The organism is Streptomyces sp. NPDC087310 (assembly GCF_044744405.1).
Taxonomy (GTDB): domain Bacteria; phylum Actinomycetota; class Actinomycetes; order Streptomycetales; family Streptomycetaceae; genus Streptomyces.
Window position 1 is genome coordinate 719521 of sequence record NZ_JBIUYF010000001.1, and the last position, 25315, is coordinate 744835.

Sequence of the window (25315 nt, forward strand, 5' to 3'; positions counted from 1 at the left end):
GGGCTCGTAGGCACGCGCTCGTAGGCGCGGGGGCTCGTAGGCGCGGGGGCTCGTAGGCGCGGGACGCACGTACAAGCCCGCCCGGACTCGTCAACGAAAGGTTCGTAACGGAGCGCGCCGGACGGAAGGGCGGTGGCCCGTCCGTCCGGCGACGCCGTCGCAGTCTTCTAGCGGCCCAGGGGCCAGGCCACCGCGTGCGGATCCAGTTCGCCGTTCTCGCCCGCGTACCGCGCGCACGCGTCGGTCAGCGTCTCCAGGAGGGTCAGCGGATCGGGAAGCGGGTGCTCGGGGCCGCGCAGCCAGCCGACGGACAGTTCGCCGGGGAGCCGCGCCGGGGGTACGAGGACATAGCTGCCCCGGCAGTGCCAGCGCAGCCCGGGGTGCTCGTCCATCGTCTCGGGGTGGCAGTCCAGCTCACAGGGCCACCACTCGTCCTCGTCCTCCGGGGTGCCGCGGGTCGCGGTGAAGAAGAGCATCCGGTCGCCGCCGGAGTCGGCGACGGGGCCGACGTCGATGCCCTGTTCCAGCAGGCGTTCCAGGGCGCGGCTGCCCGCTTCGAGGGGGACGTCGAGGACATCGTGGATCATGCCCGTCGCGGTGATGAAGTTGGCCTCGGGCTGGTTGCGCGCCCAGCGCTCGATCTGCGCCCGGTCGGTCGTGGACTGGGTCTGCCAGGCGAAGGAGATGGGGTGTCTGGCCGGAGTGGGACAGCCGATGCGTTCGCACGAACATCGGTATCCGACGGGGTGGGCGGCGGGCGAGACGGGCATTCCCGCTTCGGCCACGGCGAGCAGCAGCGCCTCACGGCCCGCCGCGTCTCCCTCAAGCGCGGAAGCGGCGCTCTTCTTGGGTCGCCTGCGCAGCCACTGGGGAATCCTGCTCTCCGTGCCGCGGTAGCGGCCGAAATCGTCGCCCATCTATCCCCTCGCCCTCATGCTCGTCCCTGCGGACTCTTCCCATGGTCGCACCATCCTGCGCCTCGGGTCGCCGCGCTCCCGCACCGGGGGAGGAGGACTCATCCCTCGCAGCGCCGAACATTGCGGCCTATGTGGCGATATGCGGGGTCGATCGAGCGTCCCGGGGCCGCTCAGGGGCCGGTGGTCTTCACCACACCCGCCCCACATGCCTCGACGCGCCCCCGCGCGCCCCCGGGACCTCCGGCCTGCCCGGCCGATTCGGGTTCGGCCCGGTTCAGGTGCGCGGGGCCAGCCCGTGGAGCGCGTACTCGACGACCGCGTCCGCGTACTCGTGCGTCAGCGGGAGCGTCCGCAGCAGCCAGCGGTGGGCGACCGGTCCGACCAGCAGCTCCAGCGCGATCCGCAGGTCGAGGTCGCGCCGTACGGCACCGGCGTCCTGCCCGGCGGCGAGGCGCCGTACATACAGCCTGAGCTGCGGTTCGAGCAGCTTGCGCGCGAACTCGGCGCCCAGCTCCGCGTCGATGATCCCCTCGGCGGCGAGGGCCCGGGACGGCAGGTCGTAGGCGGGGTTGTTCATCTCGTCGACCGTGGCGCGCAGCACCAGTTTGAGGTCGGTCTCCAGGTCTCCGGTGTCGGGGATCTCGTACGCCGTCGCCCCGCCGCCCGCCTCGCGCGCCGCCTGGTCGCCGAGGTCGACGAAGGCTTCCAGCAGTACGGCGGCCTTGGAGGGCCACCAGCGGTAGATCGTCTGCTTGCCGACCCCGGCGCGGGCCGCGATGCCCTCGATGGTCGTGCGCGCGTAGCCGGCCTCGGTGACCAGAGCGAGAGCGGCGTCGTAGATGGCGCGGCGGGACCGCTCGCTGCGGCGGGAGGAGTCGGGTGCCTTGCTCTCAGCCATGACGGCCAATCTAGTACTTCTCCCGGGTGGCGGGAGCCGCACGGAGACGGCTGGGCGAGCCGGAACGCACCGTCTCGCCCAGCCGTCTGACATGCGCAAAGAACCACCCGAACGGTGCACAGCGCGAGGACCGCACGCGGCGGACCATGACACTCACGCACACATCGTGCGCACCGCCGCTCGTGAGGAGCCTCCGTTGCCTCGTGACGCCTCGCCCCGCAGCTATCTGATGTGTCCGCCGGAGCACTTCCGCGTGACGTACTCGATCAACCCCTGGATGGATCCGACCAAGCCCGTGGACCAGGCCCTGGCGCTCGTCCAGTGGGAGGACCTGCGCGACCGCTACCGGGCGCTCGGCCACACCGTCTCCGTACTCGACCCGGAGCCCGACCTGCCCGACATGGTGTACGCGGCGAACGGTGCGACGGTGGTCGACGGCCGGGTCCTGGGGGCGCGGTTCGCGCACGAGGAGCGGTACGGGGAGGCGGAGGCGCATCTGGACTGGTTCCGGGGCCACGGCTACCCGGACATCAGCGAGCCCGTGCACATCAACGAGGGCGAGGGCGACTTCGCCGTCACCGCCTCCTACCTGCTGGCCGGACGTGGCTTCCGGTCGAGCCCGCTCTCCCACGGGGAGGCGCAGGAGTTCTTCGGCCGCCCGGTGATCGGCCTGGACCTGGTCGACCCGCGCTTCTACCACCTGGACACGGCGCTCTGCGTACTGGACGACGTGGCCGACGAGATCATGTACTACCCGGACGCGTTCTCCCCCGGCAGCCGCTCCGTCCTCGCCCGGCTCTTCCCCGACGCCCTGATCGCCGCCGGCGCCGACGCGGCCCGGCTCGGCCTGAACGCGGTGAGCGACGGCCTCCACGTCCTGCTGCCGCAGGCCGCCACCGGCCTGTTCGAGCCGCTGCGGGAGCGGGGGTTCGAACCGATCGGGATGGACCTCGGGGAACTGCTCAAGGGCGGCGGCAGCGTCAAGTGCTGTACGCAGGAGCTGCGGAGACCCCCGAGAGCCGTGGAGGCCGTGCCACGGGGCTGAGGCCGCGCCACGGGGCCGGGCCGAACCACTCCTTCGCGGGCCGTGCCCTTGTCGAACAGACGGGCGGCCACGCGATGGGGATGACGTGCGACGCGGCTTGTCGACGGATACGGCCGGATGCCGCCGGATGCCGACGGACGCCGACAGATGCCGTCCGCGGGTCAGATCTGGTTCTCGCCGCCGTCGACATACAGGTTGGCTCCGAGGATGAAGCTGCTCTGCTCGGAGGCGAGGAAGGCCACCACGTCGGCGACCTCCTCCGCGCGCCCGATCCGGCCCAGGGGGACACCCTCGGCGAACTTCGCCTTGGTGAGGGGCGCGTCTCCCGCGGTCACGGCGTCGAGCGCCGGGGTGTCGATGGTGCCCGGAGAGATCGCGTTGACCCGGATGCCGCGGCCCTTGAGCTCGTTGGCCCAGGTGCGGGCGAAGGACCGGACCGCCGCCTTGGAGGCCGCGTACGTGCCGAACGCCGCGACACCGTCGTCGGCGCGCACCGAGGAGTTCAGAATCACCGACGCGCCGTCGTTGAGCAGCGGCAGCGACTTCTGCACCGTGAACAACGTGCCCCGGACGTTGACGCCGAAGGTCACGTCGAAGTGGTCCTCGGTGACCTGCTCCAGTGTCGCGAACGATGCGGTGGCGGCGTTGGCGAAGAGCACGTCCAGGCCCCGCCCCCGGGCGCGGACCGTGTCGTAGAGCACGTCCAGGTCGGCCAGGTCGGAGATGTCGCCCACCACCGCGGTGGCCCTCTCCGGGCCGATGGTCTCGACGGCCGCGTCCAGCACGGTCTTGCGTCGGCCGGTGATGAACACGTGCGCGCCCTCGGCCGCCAGCCGGACGGCGGTGGCCAGGCCGATCCCGGTGCCGCCGCCGGTGACGACGGCGGTCTTGCCTTCGAGCTGTCCCATGATCATGACCTCCACGAATTAAGTACCGATCGATACTGAAAGACCCTAGCATCTTACGCACCGACCGGTACAGAAGAGGTGCGATCGCCATCGCATGGAGACCGAAAACGGGAAAGCAGGGACTACGAAGGCGCCGGCTCAGCCGCCCGTCCGATGCGGGGCCGTCCGATCCGGGGCCGTGACAGGCGGCCAGTTCAGCAGAGCCATGTCGGCCACCCGCTGGAGGACTTCGCGGGTGGCGCCGCCGGATGCCTGGACCGCGATGCCGTTCCCCACGGTCATGAGATAACGGGCGAGCAGGTCGGGATCGGCGTCCGCAGGCAGGTCACCTTCGTCGACGGCTCGCCGGAACCGGTCGCCGAGGTGGGTGGTGTGCTCGTCGCGCCAGGCGGCGAGGGTGTCGCGGGCGCTGCGACCCGGGTCGCCGGCGGCGAGGGACCCCTGCACGCCGAGACACCCGGTGGGGCAGCCGGGACTGGTGGTGGCCCGGACGGAACCGTCGAGGAACGCGACGGCCACCTGCCGGGCGGTCGGCTCCCGCATGGCCCGGACCCCGTACGAGGCGGGACCTTCGGTGTAGCGCTCCAGGGCCTTGCGGAACAGCTCCTCCTTGTTGCCGAAGGCCGCGTACATGCTGGTACGGGTGATCCCCATGGCGCCGGTCAGATCGGTGAGGCTGGCGCCTTCGTAACCCTGCTCCCAGAAGACCCGCATGGCCCGTTCGAGAGCCTCCTCGGCGTCGAACCCCCGCGGTCGGCCGATCGGCGCCTTCTGTCCCGTTTCCATGGCGCCCATCCTACTTCTTCCGTACCGAGCGGTGCACATGTGCGACGTTCCCGTTCGGTCGGCCCGGCGGAGGCTTCTCAGGCCCTATAGGCGCTGAACGGTACTGCGCTCTCCATGCGGCTGTAGGGCGTGAGCGGTCGGCAGACGATCTTGGCACGGGTCATCGCCGTCGGGCTGCCGCATGGTCCCGGACCGTCCGGTGCCACGGCACGTTGAAACCCTGTTCGGGATGGTCTCGGGCATCAGCACAACCGACTCACCGGCCGGAGTCAGGTGGGGCACGTCGCAGCCCTGGACAGCCACCATGCCGTCACAGGGCCTCTCGCAGGTCGACCGTGCCCGGCCCTGCCAGATACTGGCGGTGGCGCCCTTCCGTGAACAGCTCCAGCAGGTACGTTCCCGGGAAGTGCGGGAGCCTCTGCCGCCGGCTGCCAGTCGTACTCACGCCGGTCCTCCCTGCTCGTAACCGGCGGGGCCTCCTGCACATAGGCCACCGGCCCTGGCGCATGCCCCGAGTCGTGGAAGGAACAGGTACGGTCCTTCAGCGACAGAGCGGTCAGGCGCAAGCCGTCCGGTCCAAGTTCGAAGACAACGTCGGCGGCCCTTCCGAGGAACTCGCTCTCCGTACCAGTCATCAACGACAACTAGCCTTCGCGCGGCGGCCACGCGTCGCCCCAGTCCGTGTCCCTCGCCGCGCGGTAGAGGGGGCCGTGGCGCTTCGTGACGGTTTCGCGGCGCAGGGCGTCGTCCGCCGTGCAGAGTTCCAGGAGTACCTGGCCCTTGCGGATCTGCGGCCTGCGGGTCACGCGCGCCGGGGCCGGGTCCGGGGTGAAGCGGACCGCCGCCACGTAGCTGAACTTCTCGTCCTCGTACGGGAGTGAGCCGCCCTTCACCTGGCGGTGCAGGGACGATCTGCTGACCCGGGCCGAGAAGTGGCACCAGTCCGTGCCCGGGGTGATCGGGCAGGGGCGGTCGTGGGGGCAGGGGGCCGCGACGTGGAAGCCCGCGCCGATCAGGAGGTCGCGGGCCTCGATGACGCGCAGGTAGCCGTCGGGGGTGCCCGGTTCCACGATCACCACGGCCTGGGCGGCCCGCGCGGCCTCGGTGACGAGGGCGGTACGGTCCGGCGCGGCCAGTTCCTTCAGGACGTACGAGACCGTCACGAGATCGCTTCCGGCCAGCTTCAGTGCCTCCTCGATCCGGCCGCCGCGCCACTCGGCGGCGCGCAGTGCGGGGAGGCCCGAGGACTGGGCCAGTTCGCGGCCGAGGGCGAGCGCCGGTTCGGCCCAGTCCAGGACGGTGGTGACGCGTGGGGTGTCCGGGGCGTCGCCCCAGACCGCGTCCGCCGCCCATACCGCCGCCCCCGTACCGCCGCCCACGTCGAGGTGGCTGCCCGGTGTCCAGCCGGGCGCCGCGTCCGCCAGGGCCTCCAGTGCGGACCGTACGGCCTCGAAGGTGGCGGGCATCCGGTACGCGGCGTACGCGGCGACGTCCGAGCGGTCCCGGAGTACGGGGGCGTCCGTCGGGGTGGTCCCGCGGTAGTTCGCGATCAGCCGGTCGACGGCCTGCGTGGCCTGCTTGGGCGGCAGCCCGTCGAGCAGGCGGCCGAGCTGGGCGCGCAAGGTTTCCGCGGTGGAAAGAGTGGCGTTCACCGGCCGAATTTTAGTGCCCCTCCCGGCAAGCTTTGCCCCGTCGCGCCGCCCCGCACGCACGCTCGCGGCGTTGGCCAAAAGCCCTGGTAGCTCCGCTACGAGGGCTTCCGGCCGCCTTGCGATCGCACGCACCGGACGACGCTCCTTCGGGGCAAACATTGCCGGTCGCGGCACCAGGCAACCGGGGCAAGCCACAGCACCGTCACCCGTCACCCCGGTGCGAACGCCGAAGGCCCGATGGCCTGTTGCTACGCTGACGGCCTTGTCAGGCGGGGCGGGGGCTCTCACGGGAGGACCACGGGGACCATGGGGACCAGGTGGCAGCGGATCCGGCTCAAAACCATCGGCCCCACGGGGACCTTCAGACCCATGCGGCGGATGCGGCCCCTCGGCGAGGCCCCGACCAGGAGAGAGCGGATCGTACGCGGGTCCCTGGTGGCCGGGGTGGTCGTGCTCGCGCTGCTGCTCCTGCTCGCCACCTGCGGTGGCCCGCCCAAGGACACCAAGGGCGGCCGGGACGGCAAGAGCACGACCACCGGTACCAAGGCCACGATGCCGTCGCCGAGCGGTACGGCGCGGATTCCGCAGCTCCCCGTGCCGGCCGCGTACGACACGGCGCGCGGCTGGGACATCATCGACGGCTCCCCCACCTATGCGATCGCCGAGGACACCGGGCTCGTCGCCTATCTGTCCAGGACCGACGACGACCGGTATCTGATCCGTACCGTCGACCCCGCCACCGGGAAGCCCGGCTGGAACGGTGAGCCCCGGCGCACCCTGTTCCCGGCCGACCGCTTCCCCCGGCTGCTCACCGTGACGACCGGCGACAACCGGGAGTTCTTCGTCACCTGGTCGTACGGGCGGATCAACCAGAGTCCGGGGCAGCCCTCGGACGCGATCATCTCCCTCGACATCTACAGCGCGTCCGACGGCTCCGCGCGGCGGGTCGAGATCCCCTGGGCCGACGCGCCGAAGGTCACCGCGTCGGGGCCCGGTCTGCTGATCACCGACGGCAAGGCCACCAGCGCCGTCGTGGACCCGGTGACCGGCGAGGCGGTCAGTGTGCCGCCGGGCGCGCTCGGCTACCCCAAGGGGTGCAAGGAGTGCCGCAAGCTGACGCAGGTGCGCGGGACGACCGACAAGGGTCTGCTCGTCAGCGGCGCCAAGGAGTTCTGGGTGCGCGGCGGCTGGTACAGCAGGAAGGTCGCGCCGAAGGACACGGACGCGGCGACCGGGGTGCCCGCGTCGACGGCGGGCGGCTACATCCTCGCCACCTGGCAGAAGAAGAAGAGCGCGAAGGACGCCCGTACGCACGAGGTGTGGGCGCTGCACGACGCGGCGACGGGCAAGGCGGTCCTCCAGGTCCGCTGCCGCAAGCCCGCGATCACCCCGGCCGACGACCCGCAGCTCGTCATCTCGCCGCAGGGCAACTACCTGGTCGCCGGGCGGCTCGCCTTCGACCTGGAGGAGAAGCGCGCGTTCTGCTTCGAGGAGGAGGACGGTACGCGCCCGCTGACGCTGGCCACGGTCGCGGACGACGGCACGGCGTACGGGGCGCGCAGCGCCCGGAGCGCGGCGGACGCGCTGGCGGGCGGGGGCAGCGCCCCGGTCACCGTGGATCTGGCGACCGCGACGCCCGAGACGCTGGCCCGCAATGTGCGGCTGCCCGGCGCGGAGATCGCCGGGGTCGGACTCTTCCGCTGGACGGACGGCAGGGACCGGTCGCATCTGACCGGGTATCCGCACCGCGACAACTGGAGCTGAGGGGCCCCGGGGCCGAGGAGCGTCAGGCCGCCGGGCGGTCCATCGGGCGCTGGTGGCGCCACGGCCGTACGAGCCCCGCGAACGCGGCCAGCGCGCCCACCGCGCAGACCAGTTGGACGACGGCCATCGGTACGGCCGTCTCCTCGCCCGCGATCCCCACCAGCGGCGAGGCGATGGCCCCGATCAGGAACGACGCCGTGCCGATGAGCGCGGACGCCGAGCCCGCCGCGTGCGGGGCGCGCATCAGCGCGGAGGCGTTGGTGTTGGGCATCGCGAGGCCCATCGCTGACATCAGGACGAACAGGCCAGCCGCGACCGGGAAGAGGCCCACGTCCCCGAAGACCCCGGCGGTCATCAGCAGCAGCGCCAGCGCGGCGCCCGTGATGACGAGCAGGCCGAAGCCGAGCACCCGGTCCAGGGCGACCCGGCCGACCAGCACCTTGCCGTTGATCTGGCCGACGGCGATCAGGCCGATGGAGTTGACGCCGAAGAGCAGGCTGAAGGTCTGCGGCGACGCGCCGTAGATCTCCTGCACCACGAACGGCGAGGCGGCCACGTACGCGAAGAGCGCGGCGAAGGCGAGCCCGCCCGCGAGCGTGTAGCCGGTGAAGACCCGGTCGGCGAGCAGGCCGCGCATGGTGCGCAGCGCCTGGCCGACGCCGCCGCTGTGCCGCCGCTCCGGGGGCAGCGTCTCGTGCAGCCACTTCCAGACGACGAGGGTGAGGAGGACGCCGACCACGGTGAGGACGACGAAGATGCCGCGCCAGTCCGTGACGCGCAGCACCTGGCCGCCGATGACGGGGGCGATGACCGGGGCGACGCCGGAGATCAGCATCAGGGTGGAGAAGAAGCGGGCCATCTCCACGCCGTCGTACAGGTCGCGCACGACGGCGCGGGCGATCACGATGCCCGCCGCGCCCGCCAGGCCCTGGAGCAGCCGGAAACCGATGAGGAGTTCCACGGTGGGCGCGAACGCGCAGATGGCCGTGGCGATGACGTAGACGACCATGCCGCACATCAGCGGCCTGCGCCGGCCGAACTTGTCGCTCATCGGGCCGACGACGATCTGGCCGAGCGCCATGCCGGCGAGACAGGCGGTCAGCGTGAGCTGGGCGGTCGCGGCGGCCGTGCCGAGGGAGCGGGTGACCTCCGGGAGGGCCGGGAGGTACATGTCCATGGAGAGCGGGGGCAGCGCGGTGAGCCCGCCGAGGACGAGGGTGACCAGCAGCCCGGCCCGGCGCGCGGCGACCACGGCCGCCGGCACGGCCACCGGGTCGGGGACGGGCGTGGGGGGCGGTACGGGCGCGGTGCCCGCCGTGGGGGCGGCCTTGGGGGCGGCCTTGGGGGTGGGTGCCGAGCGGCGCTGCTCGGGTCGTATGTGTGCGGTGCTTCCTTCGGTGGTGCGGCCGCCGTCCGGCATCCATATCTCCATGTCGTTGAAATCCTTACCTATGCTCTCAGCTCAGCCGGAGTGGTCGGGACTTATTAATCGGGAGCGGGCGAACAGTGAGTGAGGCGGCTATGACAGCAGGACGGATTCCGGACGACCGTGCCGTGCGCTGGGGCGTACTGGCGACAGGAGGCATCGCGGAACGGTTCACCTCCGACGTACGGGACCTGCCGGGCGCCGAGGTCGTCGCGGTGGCCTCGCGGCGCGAGGCGTCGGCGAAGGAGTTCGCGGACCGGTTCGGGATCCCGCGCGCGTACGGGGAGTGGGCGGCGCTCGTGGCCGACGAGGAGGTGGACGTCGTGTACGTGGCGACCCCGCACTCCGCGCACCGGGCCGCCGCCGGGCTCGCGCTGGCGGCGGGCAAGCCGGTGCTGTGCGAGAAGGCGTTCACGCTCAACGCCCGGGAGGCCGGGGAGTTGGTCTCCCTCGCCCGGGAGCGCGGCGTCTTCCTGATGGAGGCGATGTGGACGTACTGCAACCCGGTCGTCCTGCGGCTGGCGGACCTGGTACGGGACGGGGCGATCGGCGAGATCCGTACCGTCCAGGCGGACTTCGGCCTCCAGGGCCCCTTCCCGGCCGAGCACCGGCTGCGGGACCCGGCGCTCGGCGGGGGCGCCGTACTGGACCTGGGGGTCTACCCGGTCTCCTTCGCGCACCTCCTGCTGGGCGAGCCCGACCGCGTACAGGCGGACGCCCTGCTCTCCCCCGAGGGCGTCGACCTGAACACCGGCATGCTGCTGGGCTGGGAGTCGGGGGCGACGGCGCTGCTGTCGTGCTCGATCACGGCGGGGACCCCGGCGACGGCCACGGTGACGGGCACGACGGGCCGGATCGACGTACCGTCCGGCTTCTTCCACGCGGACCGGTTCGTACTGCGCCGGAACGGCGCGGAGCCCGAGGAGATCACGGCGGGTCCGGAGGCGACGCTGCACGGTCTCCAGTACGAGGCGGCCGAGGTGGCGCGCTGCCTGCGGGCGGGCGCGACGGAGTCGCCGCTGGTACCGCTGGACGGCACGCTCGCGGTGATGCGGACGCTCGACGCGGTACGGGAGCGTATCGGCGTCCGCTACCCGGTCGACCTGGAGGGCTAGGACGCGGCGCGGGTACGCTCCGGGGCCATGGACGTCATGCGCAGCGGTGAGGACCAGGGCGGAGGGCGGCGCGTCGCCGTCGTGACCGGGGCGGGCTCGGGCATCGGCCGGGCGGTCGCGGTGGCACTGAACGGCGCGGGCTGGTCGGTGGTGCTGGCGGGGCGGCGGGCCGAGACGCTGGAGGAGACGGCCGGGGCGATGGGGCCGGGCGCGGACGTGGCGGCCGTACCGACCGATGTGTCGCAACCGGCGGACGTGGACGCGCTGTTCGCGGCGGTGCGTGAGCGGTACGGCCGGCTCGACCTGCTCTTCAACAACGCGGGCACCTTCGGCCCCGGCGGCATCAAGGTGGAGGACCTTCCGTACTCGGCCTGGCGGAAGGTCCTGGACACCAATCTGACCGGTACGTTCCTGTGCGCGCAGGCGGCGTTCCGGCTGATGAAGGCGCAGGACCCGCAGGGCGGCCGGATCATCAACAACGGCTCCATCTCGGCGCACGCGCCACGCCCCGACTCCGTCGCGTACACCGCCACGAAGCACGGCATGACCGGCCTCACCAAGTCGCTGTCCCTGGACGGCCGTCCGTACCGGATCGCCTGCGGGCAGATCGACATCGGCAACGCGGCGACCGACATGACGGAGCGGATGCGGCAGGGGGTGCCGCAGGCCAACGGGGAGCTGGCGGTGGAGCCGGTGATGGACGTGACAGATGTGGCGCGGACCGTGCTGCACATGGCGGAGCTGCCGCTGGAGGCGAACGTGCAGTTCGCGACGGTACTGGCGACGGCGATGCCGTTCGTGGGACGGGGCTGACGGCTCCCGGAGGGCCGCGACGGGCGTTGAGGTCAGGGCCGGGGCTGTCGGGATCGGGGCTGCCGGGGTCGGGGCTCAGGAGCCGTGCGTGACACGGATCTTGGACTGGCCGTGCGGCAGCTCCTCCCAGTCGTCCATGAAGCGGGCCGACAGGCCGTACTTCCCGGCCAGGGCGATGAGCGTCTCCGTACGGTAGTAGAAGTCCTCCCGCAGCACCTGGTGCTCCTCGCCCTCCGTACGGTCGAAGGTGAAGTCGAACCAGCCGCCGGGCGCCAGGACGCGGCCGACGTGGGCGAGGCACTCCTCGATGACCGGGAGCGGGGAGTGCGAGAAGACGCTGTGCGCGTGCACGACGTCGAACCAGGCGTCGGGCAGGAACGCCAGCTTCAGGTCACGGACCGGGGTCAGTGTGGGCAGCCGGTCCTGGAGCCCCCGGTCGACCAGGGTGTCCTGGGCCGCGGCGAGGATGTCGGGCGAGATGTCGATGCCGTAGTAGTGCGCGGGCTCCAGATGGCTGATGAAGCGCCAGCCCGCCCGCAGGTTGCCGCAGCCGATCTCCAGCATCCGGTGCTCGGGGCGCAGCCCGTGGCCGAGGAGGTAGTCGAACTGCATCGTCCCCAGCGCGAGCCACCGCTCGTGCGTGGCGCTGCCGACCGCCGCGTGCGGGGCGACGCGGGTGTCGGAGCGCATCACAGCACGGTAGTACGCGATGTGGTCCGGCCAGCGGTAACGCAGCCAGGTGTCCCTGGCGGCGCGGGCCAGGAAGCGCGGGGCCCTGCCGGGGTGGCGCAGGGCGTAGCCGACCCGGTGTCCGAGGGAGGCGCGGTTGACGGTGAGATTCTTGGCGGGCATGCGGATTCCTTTGCCTTGGGCGGGCTCGTACGGGTGCGGGTGCTGGTACCAGCCTCGGTGCGGGTGCGGGGCGTCCGGGTCGGCGGAGCGGCCCCGGTTCGGGGGCGGTACGGGTGATGTCCGGGTCGGCCGATCGGTTGATGCGGGACGGCGGAGGAGGGGTTAGGACTGCGGGAGGAAGCTGGAGGAGGGAAGGGCGGTGCGGGGCGATGCGGAGGTCTCCGGTGGTACGGCACGGTGAGCCGGAGGGCGCGGCGCGGGCGGACGCCGACGTACGGTCCTACTCGGACGCACGGGCGGACGGGGACGTACATTCCGACTCTGACGCGCGGGCGGACGCGGCGCGCGCCGACGGGAGCACGAACCCCGACGCGCGGGCCCGCCCCGACGCGCGGGCCGGCGGTGACGCGGATCCCGACGCGCGGTGGCTGCGCGCGGTCCTGCACACCGCGTTCTTCCTGCTGCTGGGCTCCTCGCTCCTCCGGCATGTGCTCCGGTACGGTGACGAGCCGCTGATCGGCTGGATCGTCACCCTCTTCGTGGTCTTCGGGCTCCTCTACGCGCTCGGCCGGGCCCTCGCGCCCGCGCCCCGCCCCGGCGCCCGCCCCACCGCCCGGTATCTGGTCTGGCTGGGGGCGGTGCTGGCGGTCTGGATCGTCCTGCTCGTCCTCGCGCCCAGCTCCGCCTGGTGTGCCATGCCGCTCTTCTTCGCCGGGCTGCACACCCTGCCCACCCGGACCGCGGTGACCCTGGCGGCCGTACTGACGGGACTGGTGGTGGCCTCCAAACTCCGTTTCACGGAGGGCGAGTTCGACCCCAACGTGCTGATCGTCCCGCCCGCCGTCGCCGCCGTGGGCACCGCCGTCCTGATCGCCCTCCAGCGCCAGGCGGCCCGCCAGCGCGTCCTGATCGAGGACCTGGTCCGTACCCGCCGCGACCTGGCGGCCACCGAACGGCGCGCGGGGATCCTGGCGGAGCGGCAGCGGCTGTCCGCGGAGATCCACGACACCCTCGCGCAGGGCCTGTCCAGCCAGCAGATGATGCTCCAGGCCGCCGACCGCCTCTGGCACACGGACCCCGACGCGGCCCGCGGACATGTGCGGGACGCGGCCGGTATCGGGGCCCGCGGGCTCACCGAGGCCCGCCGGTTCGTCCATGACCTGGCCCCCGCCGACCTCGCGGAGCGCACCCTCGTCCAGGCGCTGGGCGCGCTCGCCGACCGCGAGAGCGGCCCCGGCCTGGCCGTGGTCCTCCGGGTCGACGGCGCCCCTGGCCCGCTGCCGCGGCGGACCGAGGCGGCGCTGCTGCGGATCGCGCAGGGCGCGCTGGCCAATGTGCGCGAGCACGCCGGGGCGACGCGGGCCGCGCTGACCCTGACCTGGCTGGGCGACCAGATCTCCCTGGACGTCGCCGACGACGGGGCCGGCTTCGACGCGGACGCCGTGCCCACCCCCGGCGCGGGTTCGGGGCGCGGGCACGGGCTGCCGGCCATGCGGGTCCGGGCGCTCGGCTCGGGCGGCACGCTCACCGTCGAGTCCGAGCCGGGCGGCAGCACCGTCGTGACCGTGGCCCTCCCCCTCACCGCCCCCGACATCCTCGAAGAGGTCGCCCCATGAGCCCGTCCGATGACACGTCGCCCGTACGGCTGCTGCTCTGCGACGACCATGCCGTGGTGCGGGCCGGGCTGCGCGCGCTGCTGTCCAGCACCGAGGGCATCGAGGTGGTCGGCGAGGCGGGCAGCGGTGAGGAGGCCCTCGCCCTGGCCGCCCGGGTCCGGCCCGACGTGGTGCTGATGGACCTCCAGCTCGGCGGCGGTATGGACGGCGTGGCCGCCACCCGCCACCTGGCCTCCGGAGCCGCGTACGGTACGGAGGCGGCGCCGCGCGTCCTGGTGCTCACCATGTTCGACACGGACGCCGACATCACCCGCGCCATCGAGGCGGGCGCCACCGGCTATCTGCTCAAGGCGGAGCGGCCGGACGAGCTGTTCGCCGCGATCCGGGACGCGGCCTCGGGACGTACGGCGCTGTCGGCGCCGGTCGCCGACCGGGTGCTGGCCCAGATGCGCAGCCCGCGTCCCGCGCTCTCCGAGCGGGAGCGGGACATACTCCAGCAGTTGGCGCGCGGCCTGGGCAACCGGGACATCGCGCGCGCCCTGTTCATCAGCGAGGCCACGGTGAAGACCCATCTCGGGCGGATCTACGGGAAGTTGGGCGTGGACACCCGGGCCGGGGCGGTGGCCGTCGCCAACGAGCGGCGCCTGCTGCCCTGAGGCGGACCGCCTCGGACCAGGGCGAGGACATGGGCACAAGGGCGAGGACATGGGCGAGGACATGGGCCGCCCCGGCGCCCTCCCGGCGCTAGGCGGCGAGGAGCGTGGCGATCTCCTTCATCTCGTCCGCGCCGAGCGGCCCGTACCGCAGCGCCCCGGCGTTCTCCTCGGCCTGGGCGACGGAGCGGATGCCCGGGATCGGCACCGTGTGCGGGCTGCGGGCCCAGAGCCAGGCGAGCGCTCCCTGCGCGAGGGTGCGACCGCCGGACGTGAGGAGGTCCCGTACGGCATCGACCCGCGCCGCCTGCTCCGGGACCGGCAGCCCGCCCTCGCCGAACCAGTGCAGCCACGCGGGCGGTACGGCGCGGATGTCACCGGATCCGCGCGTCCAGCCGGTCCCCGCGTCGGCCCCGGCGCCGGGGTTGCAGGCGAGCAGGCCCATCGCGAGCGGGCTGCGGTTCACGCTCGCCAGCCCGCGTTCCGCACACAGCGCCAGCATCTCCGGCGCGTCCTGGAGGACGTTGCACGCGTGCTGCACGGCCGCGCAGTGCTCCCCCCGCGCGAACAGCGCCGCGCGCTCCGGGTCGTCGGTGCTCCAGGCGTACGCGCGGATCAGCCCCTCCCGTACGAACTCCTCGCAGGTGTCGCGGAGTTCGGCGGCGGCACCGAGGGGCGCGTCGGAGATGTGGAGCTGGTAGAGGTCCACGTACTCCGTGCCGAGGCGGCGCAGTGACGCGGTCAGCGCCCGCCGGGCGTGGCCGGGGGTGGCGTCCTGGCCGTGGGCGGTGCGGGTCGTCGCGTCGAAGAGGTTGCCCCATTTCGTGGCGATGACGGCCTCGTCGCGGTGGCCCCGCAGCGCCCGGCCGAGGACGGTCTCGCTGTGGCCCGTGCCGTACGCGTCGGCCGTGTCGAAGAACGTGACGCCGAGGTCGAGCGCCCGCCGGACCGCGGCGACGGACTCGTCGTCGTCGACGGCGCCCCAGCCGAGCGGATCGCCGTCGGCGTTCTGCCATGCGCCACCGATCGCCCAGCATCCGAAGCCGAGCGCGCCGACGGTGATCCCGCTGTGTCCCAGGGTCCTGCCCCGCATGTCATCCATGGGCGGAACGTTAGGAGTTGGAGCGCACCCGAACACAAGGAAACCAGCCCGCCCCAATCGTCAACTTCGGGTTGACGACCCTTCGATCGTCAACCTAAGGTTGACGCTATGGAGAATCCAGGGAACCCCACCGAGAAGCCCCTTCAGATCACCAACCCCGTCCGCCTCGACGACCTGATCGACGGCATCAAGAAGGTCCACTCCGACACCCTCGAACAGCTCTCCAGCGCGGTCGTGGCCGCCGACCACCTCGGCGAGGTGGCCGACCACCTCATCGGCCACTTCGTGGACCAGGCGCGGCGCTCCGGCGCCTCCTGGACCGACATCGGCCGCAGCATGGGCGTCACCAAGCAGGCCGCCCAGAAGCGCTTCGTACCGAAGACCCCCGGCGAGATGTCGGCCCCCGACCCGAACGAGGGGTTCGGCCGGTACACGCCGGGCGCGAAGAGCGCCGTGGTGGCGGCGCAGAACGAGGCGCACGCCGCGGGGAACGACGAGATCGGTACGGCCCACCTCGCGCTCGGGCTGGTCAGCCTGCCGGACACCCTGGCCGCGCGGGCGATCGTCGCCCAGGGCGTGCCGCTGGACACCGTCCGCCAGGCGGCGACGGCGGCGCTGCCGGGCCGGGCGGAGACGACGCCCGCGCTGGTGCCGTTCGACGCGGGGGCGAAGAAGGTGCTGGAGCTGACCTTCCGCGAGGCGCTGCGGCTGGGCCACAACTACATCGGGACCGAGCACATCCTGCTGGCGCTGCTGGAGTTCGAGGACGGTACGGGGATCCTCTCCGGGGCGGGCATCGACAAGGCCGCCTCGGAGACCCAGATCACCGAGGCCCTGGCCGCGATCGTCGCGGCCACCGCGCGGCAGTCGGAGAAGCCGCAGGAGTAGCAGCGGGAGTAGCAGCCCGGACTAGCCGCAGGAGTAGCAGCCGGAGTAGCCGCAGAAGTAGCAGCAGGAGCGGGAGGCGGAACGGCCTCCCCGGGGTTGCCGTCGCGCCGTCGAAACTTATCCGACGCGGGACGGCAACCTTTCCCGTACCGGCGGCGACCAGAGAGCACAGGGGCCCCAACCCCCCACCCCCTCTGGAGGATTCCGTGCGGTTCAGACACCCACCCCCGGGCAGTTCCCGCCCGCGCGCCCGCGGCTGGAAGCCGCTGGCCGTGCTCGCTCCGGCCGGCGCGGTCGTCGCCGCCCTCATGTCCCCCGCGGCGACACCCGCACAGGCCGCCGACCCGGCGCCGTCCGCCGACGCACGGAACGCCCGGGGCGCCCAACTCGCCGCCGCCGTACGCATGGAGCGCCTCGACCGCGGCCTGGTGAGCGTGCACACCGGCAACGACAACCTGGTGAGCTGGCGGTGGCTGGCGACCGACGCCGACAACGTCACGTTCAACCTCTACCGCGGCTCCGCCAAGGTCAACACCGAGCCGATCACCACCACGAACTACCTGCACAAGGACGCGCCCAACTCGGCGGACTACACCGTGCGGGCCGTCGTGAACGGTACGGAGCAGGCCGGCTCGCCCAGCGCGACGCAGTTCCGGCCCGGCTATCTCGACATACCGATCTCGGTGCCGCCGGGCGGCTCCGACTACACGTACGAGGCCAACGACGCCTCCGTCGGTGACCTCGACGGCGACGGCGACCTCGACATCGTCCTGAAGTGGCAGCCCACCAACGCCAAGGACAACTCGCAGTCCGGTGTCACCGGCAACACGATCGTCGACGGCTACACGCTCCAGGGCCAGCGGCTGTGGCGCATCGACCTCGGCCGCAACATCCGCTCCGGGGCGCACTACACGCAGTTCCAGGTCTTCGACTACGACGGCGACGGCAAGGCCGAGGTCGCCATGAAGACCGCCGACGGCACGGTCGACGGCACGGGCAAGGCCATCGGCAGCGCCTCGGCCGACCACCGCAACTCCTCCGGCTACGTACTGGCCGGGCCCGAGTACCTGACCGTGTTCAACGGGCAGACGGGCGCGGTGCGTTCGAGTGTCGAGTACGTGCCGCCGCGCGGCACCGTCTCCTCGTGGGGCGACTCGTACGGCAACCGCGTGGACCGCTTCCTGGCCGGCACCGCCTATCTGGACGGCGCCACCCCCTCCCTGATCATGGCGCGCGGCTACTACACCCGTACCGTGATCAGCGCCTGGAGCTTCACCGGCGGGCAGCTCACCCGTAAGTGGACGTTCGACACCAACAGCTCCACCAACACCGGCAAGGGGTACGACGGCCAGGGCAACCACGCCCTGACCATCGGTGACGTGGACGCCGACGGCCGGGACGAGATCGTCTACGGCTCGATGGCCGTCGACGACAACGGCTCGGGGCTGTGGACGACGAAGAACGGCCACGGCGACGCGGCCCACCTCGGCGACCTCGACCCGTCCCGCCCGGGGCTGGAGTACTTCAAGGTGGACGAGGAGTCCACGAAGCCGTCGTCGTACTTCGCGGACGCCAGGACCGGACAGGTCCTCTGGTCGACCCCGGCCTCCGGTGACAACGGCCGCGGGGTGTCCGGCGACATCTGGGCCGGCAGCCCCGGGGCCGAGTCCTGGTCGGCGGCCGACGGCTCGCTGCGCAGCACCAGTGGCGCGGCCCTGGGCCGCAAGCCGTCCTCGTCCAACTTCCTGGCCTGGTGGGACGGCGACCCGGTGCGCGAACTGCTCGACGCCACCCGTATCGACAAGTACGGCACGTCCGGCGACACCCGGCTGCTGACCGCCTCCGGTGTGCACTCCAACAACGGGACGAAGGCGACCCCTTCGCTCTCCGGCGACATCCTCGGCGACTGGCGCGAGGAAGTCATCTGGCCCACCGCCGACAACACGGCGCTGCGGGTCTACTCCACACCGCACCTGACCGACCGCAAGATCACCACACTGCTCCACGACCGGATGTACCGGACGGCGCTGGCCTGGCAGAACACGGCGTACAACCAGCCGCCGCACCCCAGCTTCTTCATCGGCAACAACATGCCGACACCGCCCCGCCCGGTCATCACCACCCCCTGAACCGCACGACACCCCTCGGGGGCACGTCCCCGCGACTCCCCCGTAATTCCCCCGCAGTTCCCCCGCAGTCCCCCACCCAAGGAGCCATCTCCGTATGACTGACCAGCAGCACGGCACGCAACTCGGCGTCAGGAAGCGCCGGATGATCGCCGGCGGCCTCGGCGCCGTCGCCCTCACCGTCGGCGCGCTGACCTCCGGCCTGACCCTGCCCTCCGCGATGGCCGCCACCTGGCCGTCGGCCAACGGCAGCGAGGCCGTGGGCGCCACCAAGCCGATCAGCGGCACCGTCGACGGCGGCATGAAGCGCTACTACGGCACCGGCGACCTCGGCTCCGGCGGCCAGGACGAGAACCAGGAGCCGCTGTTCAAGCTCGCCGACGGCGCGACGTTGAAGAACGTCATCATCGGCTCGCCGGCCTCCGACGGCATCCACTGCTCCGGGAGCTGCACGCTCCAGAACGTCTGGTGGGAGGATGTCGGCGAGGACGCCGCCACCTTCCGGGGCACCGGCGAGACGTTCAACGTGGTCGGCGGCGGCGCGCGCAAGGCCGAGGACAAGATCTTCCAGTTCAACGGCGGCGGCACGCTGAACGTCTCCAACTTCGCCGGGCAGGACTTCAAGACGTTCGTCCGCTCCTGCGGGAACTGCTCCTCCCAGTACAAGCGCACGATCAACGTCACCAACACGGAGATCACCGCACCCGGCGGGGTGATCGGCGGGATCAACACCAACTACGGTGACTCGCTGACCCTGCGGGGCATCACCATCGTCGGGGACAGCAGCAAGAAGATCGTGCCGTGCCAGAAGTACATCGGCAACAACACCGGTGCCGAGCCGACGAAGAACGGCACGGGCCCGGACAGCACGTACTGCAAGTACGCCACCTCGGACCTGACCTACAGGTAACGGGGAGGCAGGCCCCTCAGGGGCTGTAGACGTCTTCTCCGGTGCTGGTTCCGGTCCCCGTACCGTTACCGGTGCCGGAGGAGGCGTAGCCCTCGCCCTCCTCGACCGCGCCGCCGAGCTTGCTCCTGGCGGCCTCGACGGACTGCGTCTCGTTCGTGCCGATCACCCACCGCGTGCCGATCAGATAGGCGCCGCCGTACATCTGCGCGTAGTCGACCCAGTCGCGCTTGCCCTTGTCGGTGGTGAAGCTGATGAGCGTGTAGGTGGTCCCGCCCTTCTTGCAGACCCCTTGGCGGTAGTCCTCCACCGTCATCCTGATCTGGGCCTCGCAGCCGACGGCGTCGGCGAGCTGCTCCACCGTGGCGGGCCGGGGCGACGGCGAGACGGAGGCGGCGGGCCGCTCGGGATCCGCCGAGCCCTTGCCCTGGTCCGTGCTCCGATTCCTGCCCTGGTCCGTGTCCTGGTCGGTGCCGCCGCCCCCGCATCCGGCGAGCAGCAGCACCCCCGCGGCGATCAGCCCCGCCATCACCGGACGGGGCCCGGGGCGCGAGGTGTACAGCGGTTGCGGCCTGTGCGGAAGAAGGCGTATCACGCCCACGCATACGTACGCGACGGCGTGTGCGTTCAACGCGGACGTTCACCTGCGATGCTCACCTGCGATGCGTTCAACCGCGGTGCGGCGCCCCCGTGTCGGGGCGGCGGGGCACGTTGTTGAGATACGTGAGGACCGCCTGCACCCGGCGGTGTCCGCTGTCGCTCGGCGGCAGCCCCAGCTTCAGGAACACATTGCCGATGTGCTTGGACACGGCCCGTTCCGTGACGACCAGGGCGGCGGCCATGGTCGTGTTGTCATGGCCCTCGGCCATCAGCTTCAGGACCTCACGCTCACGCGGCGTCAGCGAGTCGAGAGGCGAGTCCCGGCGACGGGTGAGAAGCTCCGCCACCACCTCCGGATCGAGCGCCGTGCCACCGGCAGCCACCCGGTCCAGCGCGTCCAGGAACTCGTCGACCCGGCCCACCCGGTCCTTGAGCAGATAACCGACACCCTTCGCCCCGCCGCCCAGCAGCTCGGCGGCGTACGACTCCTCCACATACTGCGAGAGAACCAGCACCGGCAGCCCGGGGATCTCCTCACGCGCCGTGAGCGCCGCGCGCAGCCCCTCGTCACGGAAACCCGGCGGCATCCGGACATCGAGCACCGCGATGTCCGGACGGTGTTCGAGCAGCGCCGGCACAACCTCGGGCCCGCTGCCCGCCACAGCCACGACCTCGTGCCCGGCGGACGAGAGCAGCAGCACAAGCCCCTCCCGCAGCAGGGCATGGTCCTCCGCGATCACCACACGCACGGCAACTCCACTTCGATCAGGGTCGGCCCCCCGACGGGGCTCGTCACCACAACGGATCCGTCCAGCGCGGCGACCCGGCGCCGCAGACCCAACAGCCCCGACCCGCCCGGCTCCAGACCGGAGGCAGCGGATCCCAGGCTCGCCAGGGCATCCTCCACGCCGCCCCTGCCCTCGTCGGACACCCGCACCCGCAGCCCCGCCACCGTACGGTCGAGCCGGACCCCGGCCCGCTCGGAGCCACTGTGCCGGGCCGCATTGGTCAACGCCTCCGCGACGACAAAATACGCGGCAGCCTCGACCGCCGCCGGAGCACGCGCCCCGGCACGCCCGCCGCCCCCATCTCCATCGTCGCCGTCGTCGCCGTCCGCCAGGCCGGTCACGGTGACGGTCACATCCAGCCCACTGCTCGCCGCGAGCGCCCGTACCGCCCCGGCGAGACCACGGTCGGTGAGGATCGGCGGATGAATACCCCGTACGACATGGCGCAGCTCCGTCAGCGCCTCCTCCGCCTGATCCTGCGCGTCGTCCAGAAGCCTGCGGGCCGCCACCGGGTCACCGTCGTACAGCCGCTTCGCCAGCCCGATCCGCATCGACAGCGACACCAGCCGCGCCTGGGTGCCGTCATGCAGATCCCGCTCGATCCGCCGCAGCTCGGCACCGTGCGCGGCGATCGCGCCCGCCCGCGTCTCGGTCAGCACCTCGACCCGCTCGGCGAGCCGCGCCTTCGGCGACGGCTTGAGCAGCGCGGTCGACCAAGCGGCGTCGAGATCCGCGAGCCGGCCGATCAACGGCAGCACGACCGCCTCACGGCGCAGCACCCCGCACCACACACCATCCACGAGCAGACCCGCCACCCACAGCGGCACCGCCAGGACAGCCAGCAGACCGTAGGCGTAATACGCGAACATCCACCGCAGATCGCTGAGCGTGCCAGGGTCGCGGACCACCGTACGCAGCCGCTGCCGGAGCGTCCCCGTGACGGGAAGGTACGCCTCGGGGATCTCCCGGCCCGTCCACGCGGCCACCTGGCGCCGCTTCGCCCCGGCCATCCGGCGCACCAGCAGCACCGCCTCCGGCAGCAGCCCGGCACCGACCACCAGAAGGGTGGCGGCGCCCGTGAACAACAGCACGGTGACGAACAGGTACGTGCCGAAGGCCAGCACCGCGGCCCCGGCGAGCTGGACCGTGGCCCGCGCCGCCTGGCGCACCGTCGTCCGCATGGGGCTCATCTCAGCAGTTCCTACAGGTCCGGGGGCGGCGGCGCTCAGTGGCCGAGCCAGTAGCCGAAGCCCTTGCGGGTGTGGATCAGCGGCGGATCCTCCTGGTTGACCTTGCGCCGCAGACGGGAGACCAGCTTCTCGATGGCGTTGTCGGCGCGGTCCTCGCCCCAGACGTGCCGGCGGATCTGTTCCTTGGAGAGGACCTGTTCCGCGTGGACCAGGAGGTGGCGCAGCAGCCGGTACTCGGCGGGGGTGAGGTCGAGAGTGCGCCGGCCGCGCCGGGCCCGGCAGGTGGCGTCGTCCAGGGTGAGGTCACCGTAGCGCGGCGCCCCGGCCCGGGGCCCCTCGGCGCTGCGGACGCGCAGCAGTGTCTCGGCCCTGGCCAGGACCTCGGCGATACGGAACGGCTTGGTGACGTAGTCGGAGGCGCCCGTGCCCAGGCCGGGGGCCAGGGAGTCGAGGGAGTCCAGGGCGGCGAGGAAGAGCAGGGGCGGGCGGTCGGCGGCGGGGAGGCTGGGGTAGCCGTTGAAGTGCTTCAGGTCGCGCATGGTCAGGTCGACGACGACCAGATCGGCGGGCTGTTCCCCGAGCCGGGACAGCGCCTCCTGGCCGGAGCCGGCCGTTCCGGTGCGGAAGCCCGCGAGTTCCATGGTGGTCGAGAGCAGTTCGACCGTTCCGGGGTCGTCGCCGACGATCAGGACCCGCCGCCCGGCCCCGCGGGCCGACAACGGTCTCTCGCTGAAAGGTCTCCCACTGAACGGTCTCTCACCGACATTCCCGTACATGGACCGACCATTCGTGTAGGGCTCGCGTGCCACCGAGTCGTGCGCCGCCATGGGGTGCGTCCCGCCCGGTCAGGCGGTGGGCTCCGGCCCGGTGTCCTCCTCGTCGACGGCATGGCTGAGGAAGTCGTCGACCATCCGGTTGAAGAGGACGGCGAGCTGGTGGAGCTCCTCGGGGGACCACTCCTCCAGGGCCATCTCCATGCCCCGGCGGCTCGCGTCGCGGATCCGGCCGATCGCGTCCCGGCCGACGGGGGTGAGCTGGACGCGCTGGGCCCGGCGGTCGTCCGGGTCCGGGACGCGGGTCACGTAACCGGACTTCTGCAACTGCTGCACCTGCCGGGTGATGTGCGACGCCTCGACGCCGAGCCGGACGGCCAGCTCGCCGGGGCGCAGGGCGTCGGAGTCGGCCATCGCCCGCAGGAGGGCGACGGCGGCGCGGTCCAGCGAGACCCCGGCCAGCGCCATGAGGCGCTCGTGCTGCCGGACCCGGTTGGTCAGGTACGAGATGTGGGTGAGGGCCCGCTCGATCTCGATGATGTCGGTCGAGACGGGGACTGCGGCGCGCGACGGTGTGGGCATGTGCACCAGTTTATCATCTGCTTGCTTGACTCAAGTAACTCAAACGTGCTTGCCTGACTCAACCAAGCGGGCGCCCACCGTATCGCGCGCGCTCAGGTCCACCCGACCGTATCCGTAGGAAGAAAGCGGGCACCTCATGAGCATCACCGGCCTTCAGGGACGCAGTGTCGTCGTCACCGGAGCGGGATCGGGGATCGGCCGCGCCGCGGCCCTCCACTTCGCCCGCGAGGGCTCGCGGGTCCTGGTCGCGGACCTGAACCAGGAGGGCGCCGACGGGACCGTCGAGGCGATAACGGCCGCGGGCGGGACGGCCGTCGCGGTCGTCGGCGACCTGAGCGACCAGAAGGTGGCGGAGCAGGTCGTCGCCACGGCGGTGGAGAGCTTCGGCGGGCTGGACGTCCTGGTGAACAACGCCGGTGTCATGGACCGCATGTCGGCCCTGGGCGAGACCGACGACGCCGAGTGGGAGCGGGTCATCGGGGTCAACCTGACGGCACCCTTCGTGCTGACCCGCGCCGCCCTGCCGCACCTGCTGACCGCGGGCGCCGCGGGCGGCGGCGCGATCGTCTTCACCGCGTCCGAGGCCGGTCTGCGCGGCAGCGCCGCCGGAGCCGCCTACACCGCCTCCAAGCACGGCGTCGTCGGGCTGACCAAGTCGCTCGCCGTGATGTACCGGACGCGGGGCATCCGTACCAACGCCATCGCGCCCGGCGCCACCGCGACCCACATCCAGGTCGACGCCAGGAGCGAGGCCGAGGGGCCGGCCACCCTCGCCCCGTACCTCCGCCTCGCGGGCAACGTGGCCCAGGCGGAGGAGCAGGCCGCGGCGATCGTCTTCCTCGCCTCGGACGCGGCGAGCAACATCAACGGGGCCATCCTGCCCGTGGACAACGGCTGGTCCGCGATCTGAGCCCGGAGCCCTGAGATCCGGGCTCCGGGCACCGGGCTCCGGGGGAGATCTGAGGGCGGAGACGTTCGAACCGAACGTCTCCGCCCCGGATCACTCGCTCGGGATCACTCGCTCTCCGTCAGCCGCTCTCCGTCGTCAGTCGCTCTCCCTCACCGAGATCGCGGCGGCCGGGCAGACGGTGGCGGCTTCCCGGACCGTCGGCCACAGCTCCGCGGCCGGCTCCGGTTCGAGCAGGATGACGACGCCGTCGTCGTCCCGCTGGTCGAACACCGCGGGCTCCAGCAGTACGCACGTACCGGCGCCGCAGCACTTGTCCTCGTCGACGGATACCTTCATGGTCGTTCCTCCTCGGCTACGGGCGGGGCGTGGCGGGCGCCAGCCACATGCCGACGAGCGCGTCGACCAGGCCGGTGGCGGCGTCGTGCCAGCAGGAGCGGACCGTGCCCGCCCCCTCGGCCAGCGCCCGTTCACGCTCCGCGCACATGTGGACCATCAGATGCCGTGCCATCAGTCCGCGCTCGGCATGCACCTCGGCGGGCAGGTCGGGCAGGGTGCGGTTGAAGCCCTCCACGATCCCCTGGAGCGCCGGGGACGTCAGCGACTCGTCGATCATCGTGGCGCGCAGCGCGGGGTCGGTCATCGCCTGGGCGCAGAACCGCGCGTACCAGGTGGGGGTGCCCAGCGCCTCCAGGTGCTCCGTCATCGGATACACCAGGCAGGTCACCCAGACGCGGACGTCGGTGGAGTCACCGGCGTCGGCGAGCCGCTGCTCCCTGGCCCGTTCGATCTGCGCGGCGTGCTTGCGCGCGATCGCCCGCACCAGATCGGCCTTGGTGCCGAAGTGGTAGCCGACCGCGGCGTTGTTGCCCTGGCCCGCGGCCTCGCTGACCTGCCGGTTGGAGACCGCGTACACCCCGCGCTCGGCGAACAGCCGCTCCGCCGTGGTCAGGATCGACTCCCGTGTCGCGCTGACCTGTTCGGCCCGCACCGTCCTGCCTGCCATG

At 72.1% G+C, this 25315-nt stretch carries 26 protein-coding genes; 10 read left to right on the top strand and 16 right to left on the bottom strand.

The window, feature by feature from the left end; genetic code table 11:
* Positions 1-167 precede the first annotated feature (167 nt).
* Both ACIO3P_RS02755 and ACIO3P_RS02760 read right to left on the bottom strand, forming a co-directional pair.
* Complete coding sequence (locus tag ACIO3P_RS02755) at positions 168-917, bottom strand: bifunctional DNA primase/polymerase (protein ID WP_329821425.1); 750 nt, start codon at positions 915-917, stop codon at positions 168-170.
* A gap of 274 nt (positions 918-1191) precedes the next feature.
* Positions 1192-1815 carry a TetR/AcrR family transcriptional regulator gene (locus ACIO3P_RS02760; RefSeq protein ID WP_329821426.1) on the bottom strand — a complete coding sequence of 208 codons (624 nt, stop codon included), beginning with the start codon at positions 1813-1815 and terminating at the stop codon, positions 1192-1194.
* A gap of 91 nt (positions 1816-1906) precedes the next feature.
* On the opposite strand from ACIO3P_RS02760, the gene ddaH reads away from it, so the two are divergent.
* Positions 1907-2860, top strand: coding sequence for a dimethylargininase (gene ddaH, locus ACIO3P_RS02765; protein WP_401850491.1), 954 nt, complete (start codon positions 1907-1909; stop codon positions 2858-2860).
* Between the two features lie 161 nt (positions 2861-3021).
* Here the strand turns inward: ddaH and ACIO3P_RS02770 are convergent, their stop codons facing one another.
* From ACIO3P_RS02770 to ACIO3P_RS02785, 4 genes are all read right to left on the bottom strand, one after another.
* Positions 3022-3768 (bottom strand): SDR family oxidoreductase, encoded by a 747-nt coding sequence (locus ACIO3P_RS02770; protein WP_401850493.1) that lies wholly within the window; start codon positions 3766-3768, stop codon positions 3022-3024.
* A gap of 138 nt (positions 3769-3906) precedes the next feature.
* Positions 3907-4554 carry a TetR/AcrR family transcriptional regulator gene (locus ACIO3P_RS02775; protein WP_401850494.1) on the bottom strand — a complete coding sequence of 216 codons (648 nt, stop codon included), beginning with the start codon at positions 4552-4554 and terminating at the stop codon, positions 3907-3909.
* 310 nt (positions 4555-4864) lie between these two features.
* Positions 4865-4999, bottom strand: a complete 135-nt coding sequence (locus ACIO3P_RS02780; RefSeq protein WP_329821430.1) for a hypothetical protein — start codon at positions 4997-4999, stop codon at positions 4865-4867.
* Positions 5000-5198: 199 nt separating this feature from the next.
* Positions 5199-6206, bottom strand: coding sequence for a small ribosomal subunit Rsm22 family protein (locus ACIO3P_RS02785; RefSeq protein ID WP_401850496.1), 1008 nt, complete (start codon positions 6204-6206; stop codon positions 5199-5201).
* Between the two features lie 369 nt (positions 6207-6575).
* On the opposite strand from ACIO3P_RS02785, the gene ACIO3P_RS02790 reads away from it, so the two are divergent.
* Positions 6576-7970: a hypothetical protein gene (locus ACIO3P_RS02790; RefSeq protein WP_401850498.1), complete on the top strand. Its 1395-nt coding sequence runs from the start codon at positions 6576-6578 to the stop codon at positions 7968-7970.
* 22 nt (positions 7971-7992) lie between these two features.
* On the opposite strand, the gene ACIO3P_RS02795 is transcribed toward ACIO3P_RS02790, so the two are convergent.
* Positions 7993-9390 carry a multidrug effflux MFS transporter gene (locus ACIO3P_RS02795; RefSeq protein WP_401850870.1) on the bottom strand — a complete coding sequence of 466 codons (1398 nt, stop codon included), beginning with the start codon at positions 9388-9390 and terminating at the stop codon, positions 7993-7995.
* Between the two features lie 101 nt (positions 9391-9491).
* Between ACIO3P_RS02795 and ACIO3P_RS02800 the strand changes: the two genes are divergently transcribed.
* Positions 9492-10511 carry a Gfo/Idh/MocA family protein gene (locus tag ACIO3P_RS02800; RefSeq protein ID WP_401850500.1) on the top strand — a complete coding sequence of 340 codons (1020 nt, stop codon included), beginning with the start codon at positions 9492-9494 and terminating at the stop codon, positions 10509-10511.
* 27 nt (positions 10512-10538) lie between these two features.
* A complete protein-coding gene (locus tag ACIO3P_RS02805) occupies positions 10539-11324 on the top strand; it encodes an SDR family oxidoreductase (protein ID WP_401788318.1) in 786 nt (261 codons plus the stop codon).
* Between the two features lie 75 nt (positions 11325-11399).
* Here ACIO3P_RS02805 and ACIO3P_RS02810 read toward each other — a convergent pair whose 3' ends face one another.
* Complete coding sequence (locus ACIO3P_RS02810; protein WP_329821374.1) at positions 11400-12176, bottom strand: class I SAM-dependent methyltransferase; 777 nt, start codon at positions 12174-12176, stop codon at positions 11400-11402.
* A gap of 209 nt (positions 12177-12385) precedes the next feature.
* Between ACIO3P_RS02810 and ACIO3P_RS02815 the strand changes: the two genes are divergently transcribed.
* Together ACIO3P_RS02815 and ACIO3P_RS02820 are read left to right on the top strand one after the other, a co-directional pair.
* Entirely contained in the window at positions 12386-13792 is a 1407-nt protein-coding gene (locus tag ACIO3P_RS02815; RefSeq protein WP_401850501.1) for a sensor histidine kinase, read from the top strand.
* Complete coding sequence (locus tag ACIO3P_RS02820; RefSeq protein WP_401850503.1) at positions 13789-14448, top strand: response regulator; 660 nt, start codon at positions 13789-13791, stop codon at positions 14446-14448. The genes ACIO3P_RS02815 and ACIO3P_RS02820 overlap by 4 nt, the downstream gene beginning before the upstream one ends.
* An 88-nt stretch (positions 14449-14536) precedes the next feature.
* On the opposite strand, the gene ACIO3P_RS02825 is transcribed toward ACIO3P_RS02820, so the two are convergent.
* On the bottom strand, positions 14537-15547 hold the full coding sequence (locus tag ACIO3P_RS02825; RefSeq protein ID WP_401850505.1) for an aldo/keto reductase: 1011 nt from the start codon (positions 15545-15547) through the stop codon (positions 14537-14539).
* Positions 15548-15655: 108 nt separating this feature from the next.
* On the opposite strand from ACIO3P_RS02825, the gene ACIO3P_RS02830 reads away from it, so the two are divergent.
* The 3 genes from ACIO3P_RS02830 to ACIO3P_RS02840 all read left to right on the top strand — a co-directional run bounded on the left by ACIO3P_RS02830 (position 15656) and on the right by ACIO3P_RS02840 (position 19471).
* Positions 15656-16435 (top strand): Clp protease N-terminal domain-containing protein, encoded by a 780-nt coding sequence (locus ACIO3P_RS02830; RefSeq protein WP_329821370.1) that lies wholly within the window; start codon positions 15656-15658, stop codon positions 16433-16435.
* Between the two features lie 206 nt (positions 16436-16641).
* Positions 16642-18564, top strand: a complete 1923-nt coding sequence (locus ACIO3P_RS02835; RefSeq protein WP_401788331.1) for a rhamnogalacturonan lyase — start codon at positions 16642-16644, stop codon at positions 18562-18564.
* A gap of 94 nt (positions 18565-18658) precedes the next feature.
* Positions 18659-19471, top strand: a complete 813-nt coding sequence (locus tag ACIO3P_RS02840) for a pectate lyase (protein ID WP_401788334.1) — start codon at positions 18659-18661, stop codon at positions 19469-19471.
* A gap of 16 nt (positions 19472-19487) precedes the next feature.
* Here the strand turns inward: ACIO3P_RS02840 and ACIO3P_RS02845 are convergent, their stop codons facing one another.
* From ACIO3P_RS02845 to ACIO3P_RS02865, 5 genes are all read right to left on the bottom strand, one after another.
* Positions 19488-19997, bottom strand: a complete 510-nt coding sequence (locus tag ACIO3P_RS02845; RefSeq protein ID WP_401850507.1) for a hypothetical protein — start codon at positions 19995-19997, stop codon at positions 19488-19490.
* A gap of 139 nt (positions 19998-20136) precedes the next feature.
* Entirely contained in the window at positions 20137-20817 is a 681-nt protein-coding gene (locus tag ACIO3P_RS02850) for a response regulator (protein WP_401850509.1), read from the bottom strand.
* Positions 20805-22037, bottom strand: a complete 1233-nt coding sequence (locus tag ACIO3P_RS02855; RefSeq protein WP_401850871.1) for a histidine kinase — start codon at positions 22035-22037, stop codon at positions 20805-20807. Before ACIO3P_RS02855 ends, ACIO3P_RS02850 begins: the two co-directional genes overlap by 13 nt.
* A 44-nt stretch (positions 22038-22081) precedes the next feature.
* The gene (locus tag ACIO3P_RS02860) at positions 22082-22822 is read right to left on the bottom strand and encodes a response regulator transcription factor (protein WP_401850511.1); all 741 of its coding nucleotides are present in this window, start codon (positions 22820-22822) and stop codon (positions 22082-22084) included.
* 69 nt (positions 22823-22891) lie between these two features.
* Positions 22892-23401, bottom strand: coding sequence for a MarR family transcriptional regulator (locus tag ACIO3P_RS02865; RefSeq protein ID WP_329827392.1), 510 nt, complete (start codon positions 23399-23401; stop codon positions 22892-22894).
* Between the two features lie 136 nt (positions 23402-23537).
* Here ACIO3P_RS02865 and ACIO3P_RS02870 point away from each other — a divergent pair, with 136 nt between their 5' ends.
* Positions 23538-24311 (top strand): SDR family NAD(P)-dependent oxidoreductase, encoded by a 774-nt coding sequence (locus ACIO3P_RS02870; protein ID WP_401850513.1) that lies wholly within the window; start codon positions 23538-23540, stop codon positions 24309-24311.
* Positions 24312-24446: 135 nt separating this feature from the next.
* Here ACIO3P_RS02870 and ACIO3P_RS02875 read toward each other — a convergent pair whose 3' ends face one another.
* Entirely contained in the window at positions 24447-24647 is a 201-nt protein-coding gene (locus ACIO3P_RS02875) for a ferredoxin (protein WP_329827390.1), read from the bottom strand.
* Positions 24648-24663: 16 nt separating this feature from the next.
* Positions 24664-25314, bottom strand: coding sequence for a TetR family transcriptional regulator (locus ACIO3P_RS02880; protein WP_329827389.1), 651 nt, complete (start codon positions 25312-25314; stop codon positions 24664-24666).
* Between the last annotated feature and the right edge of the window lies 1 nt (position 25315).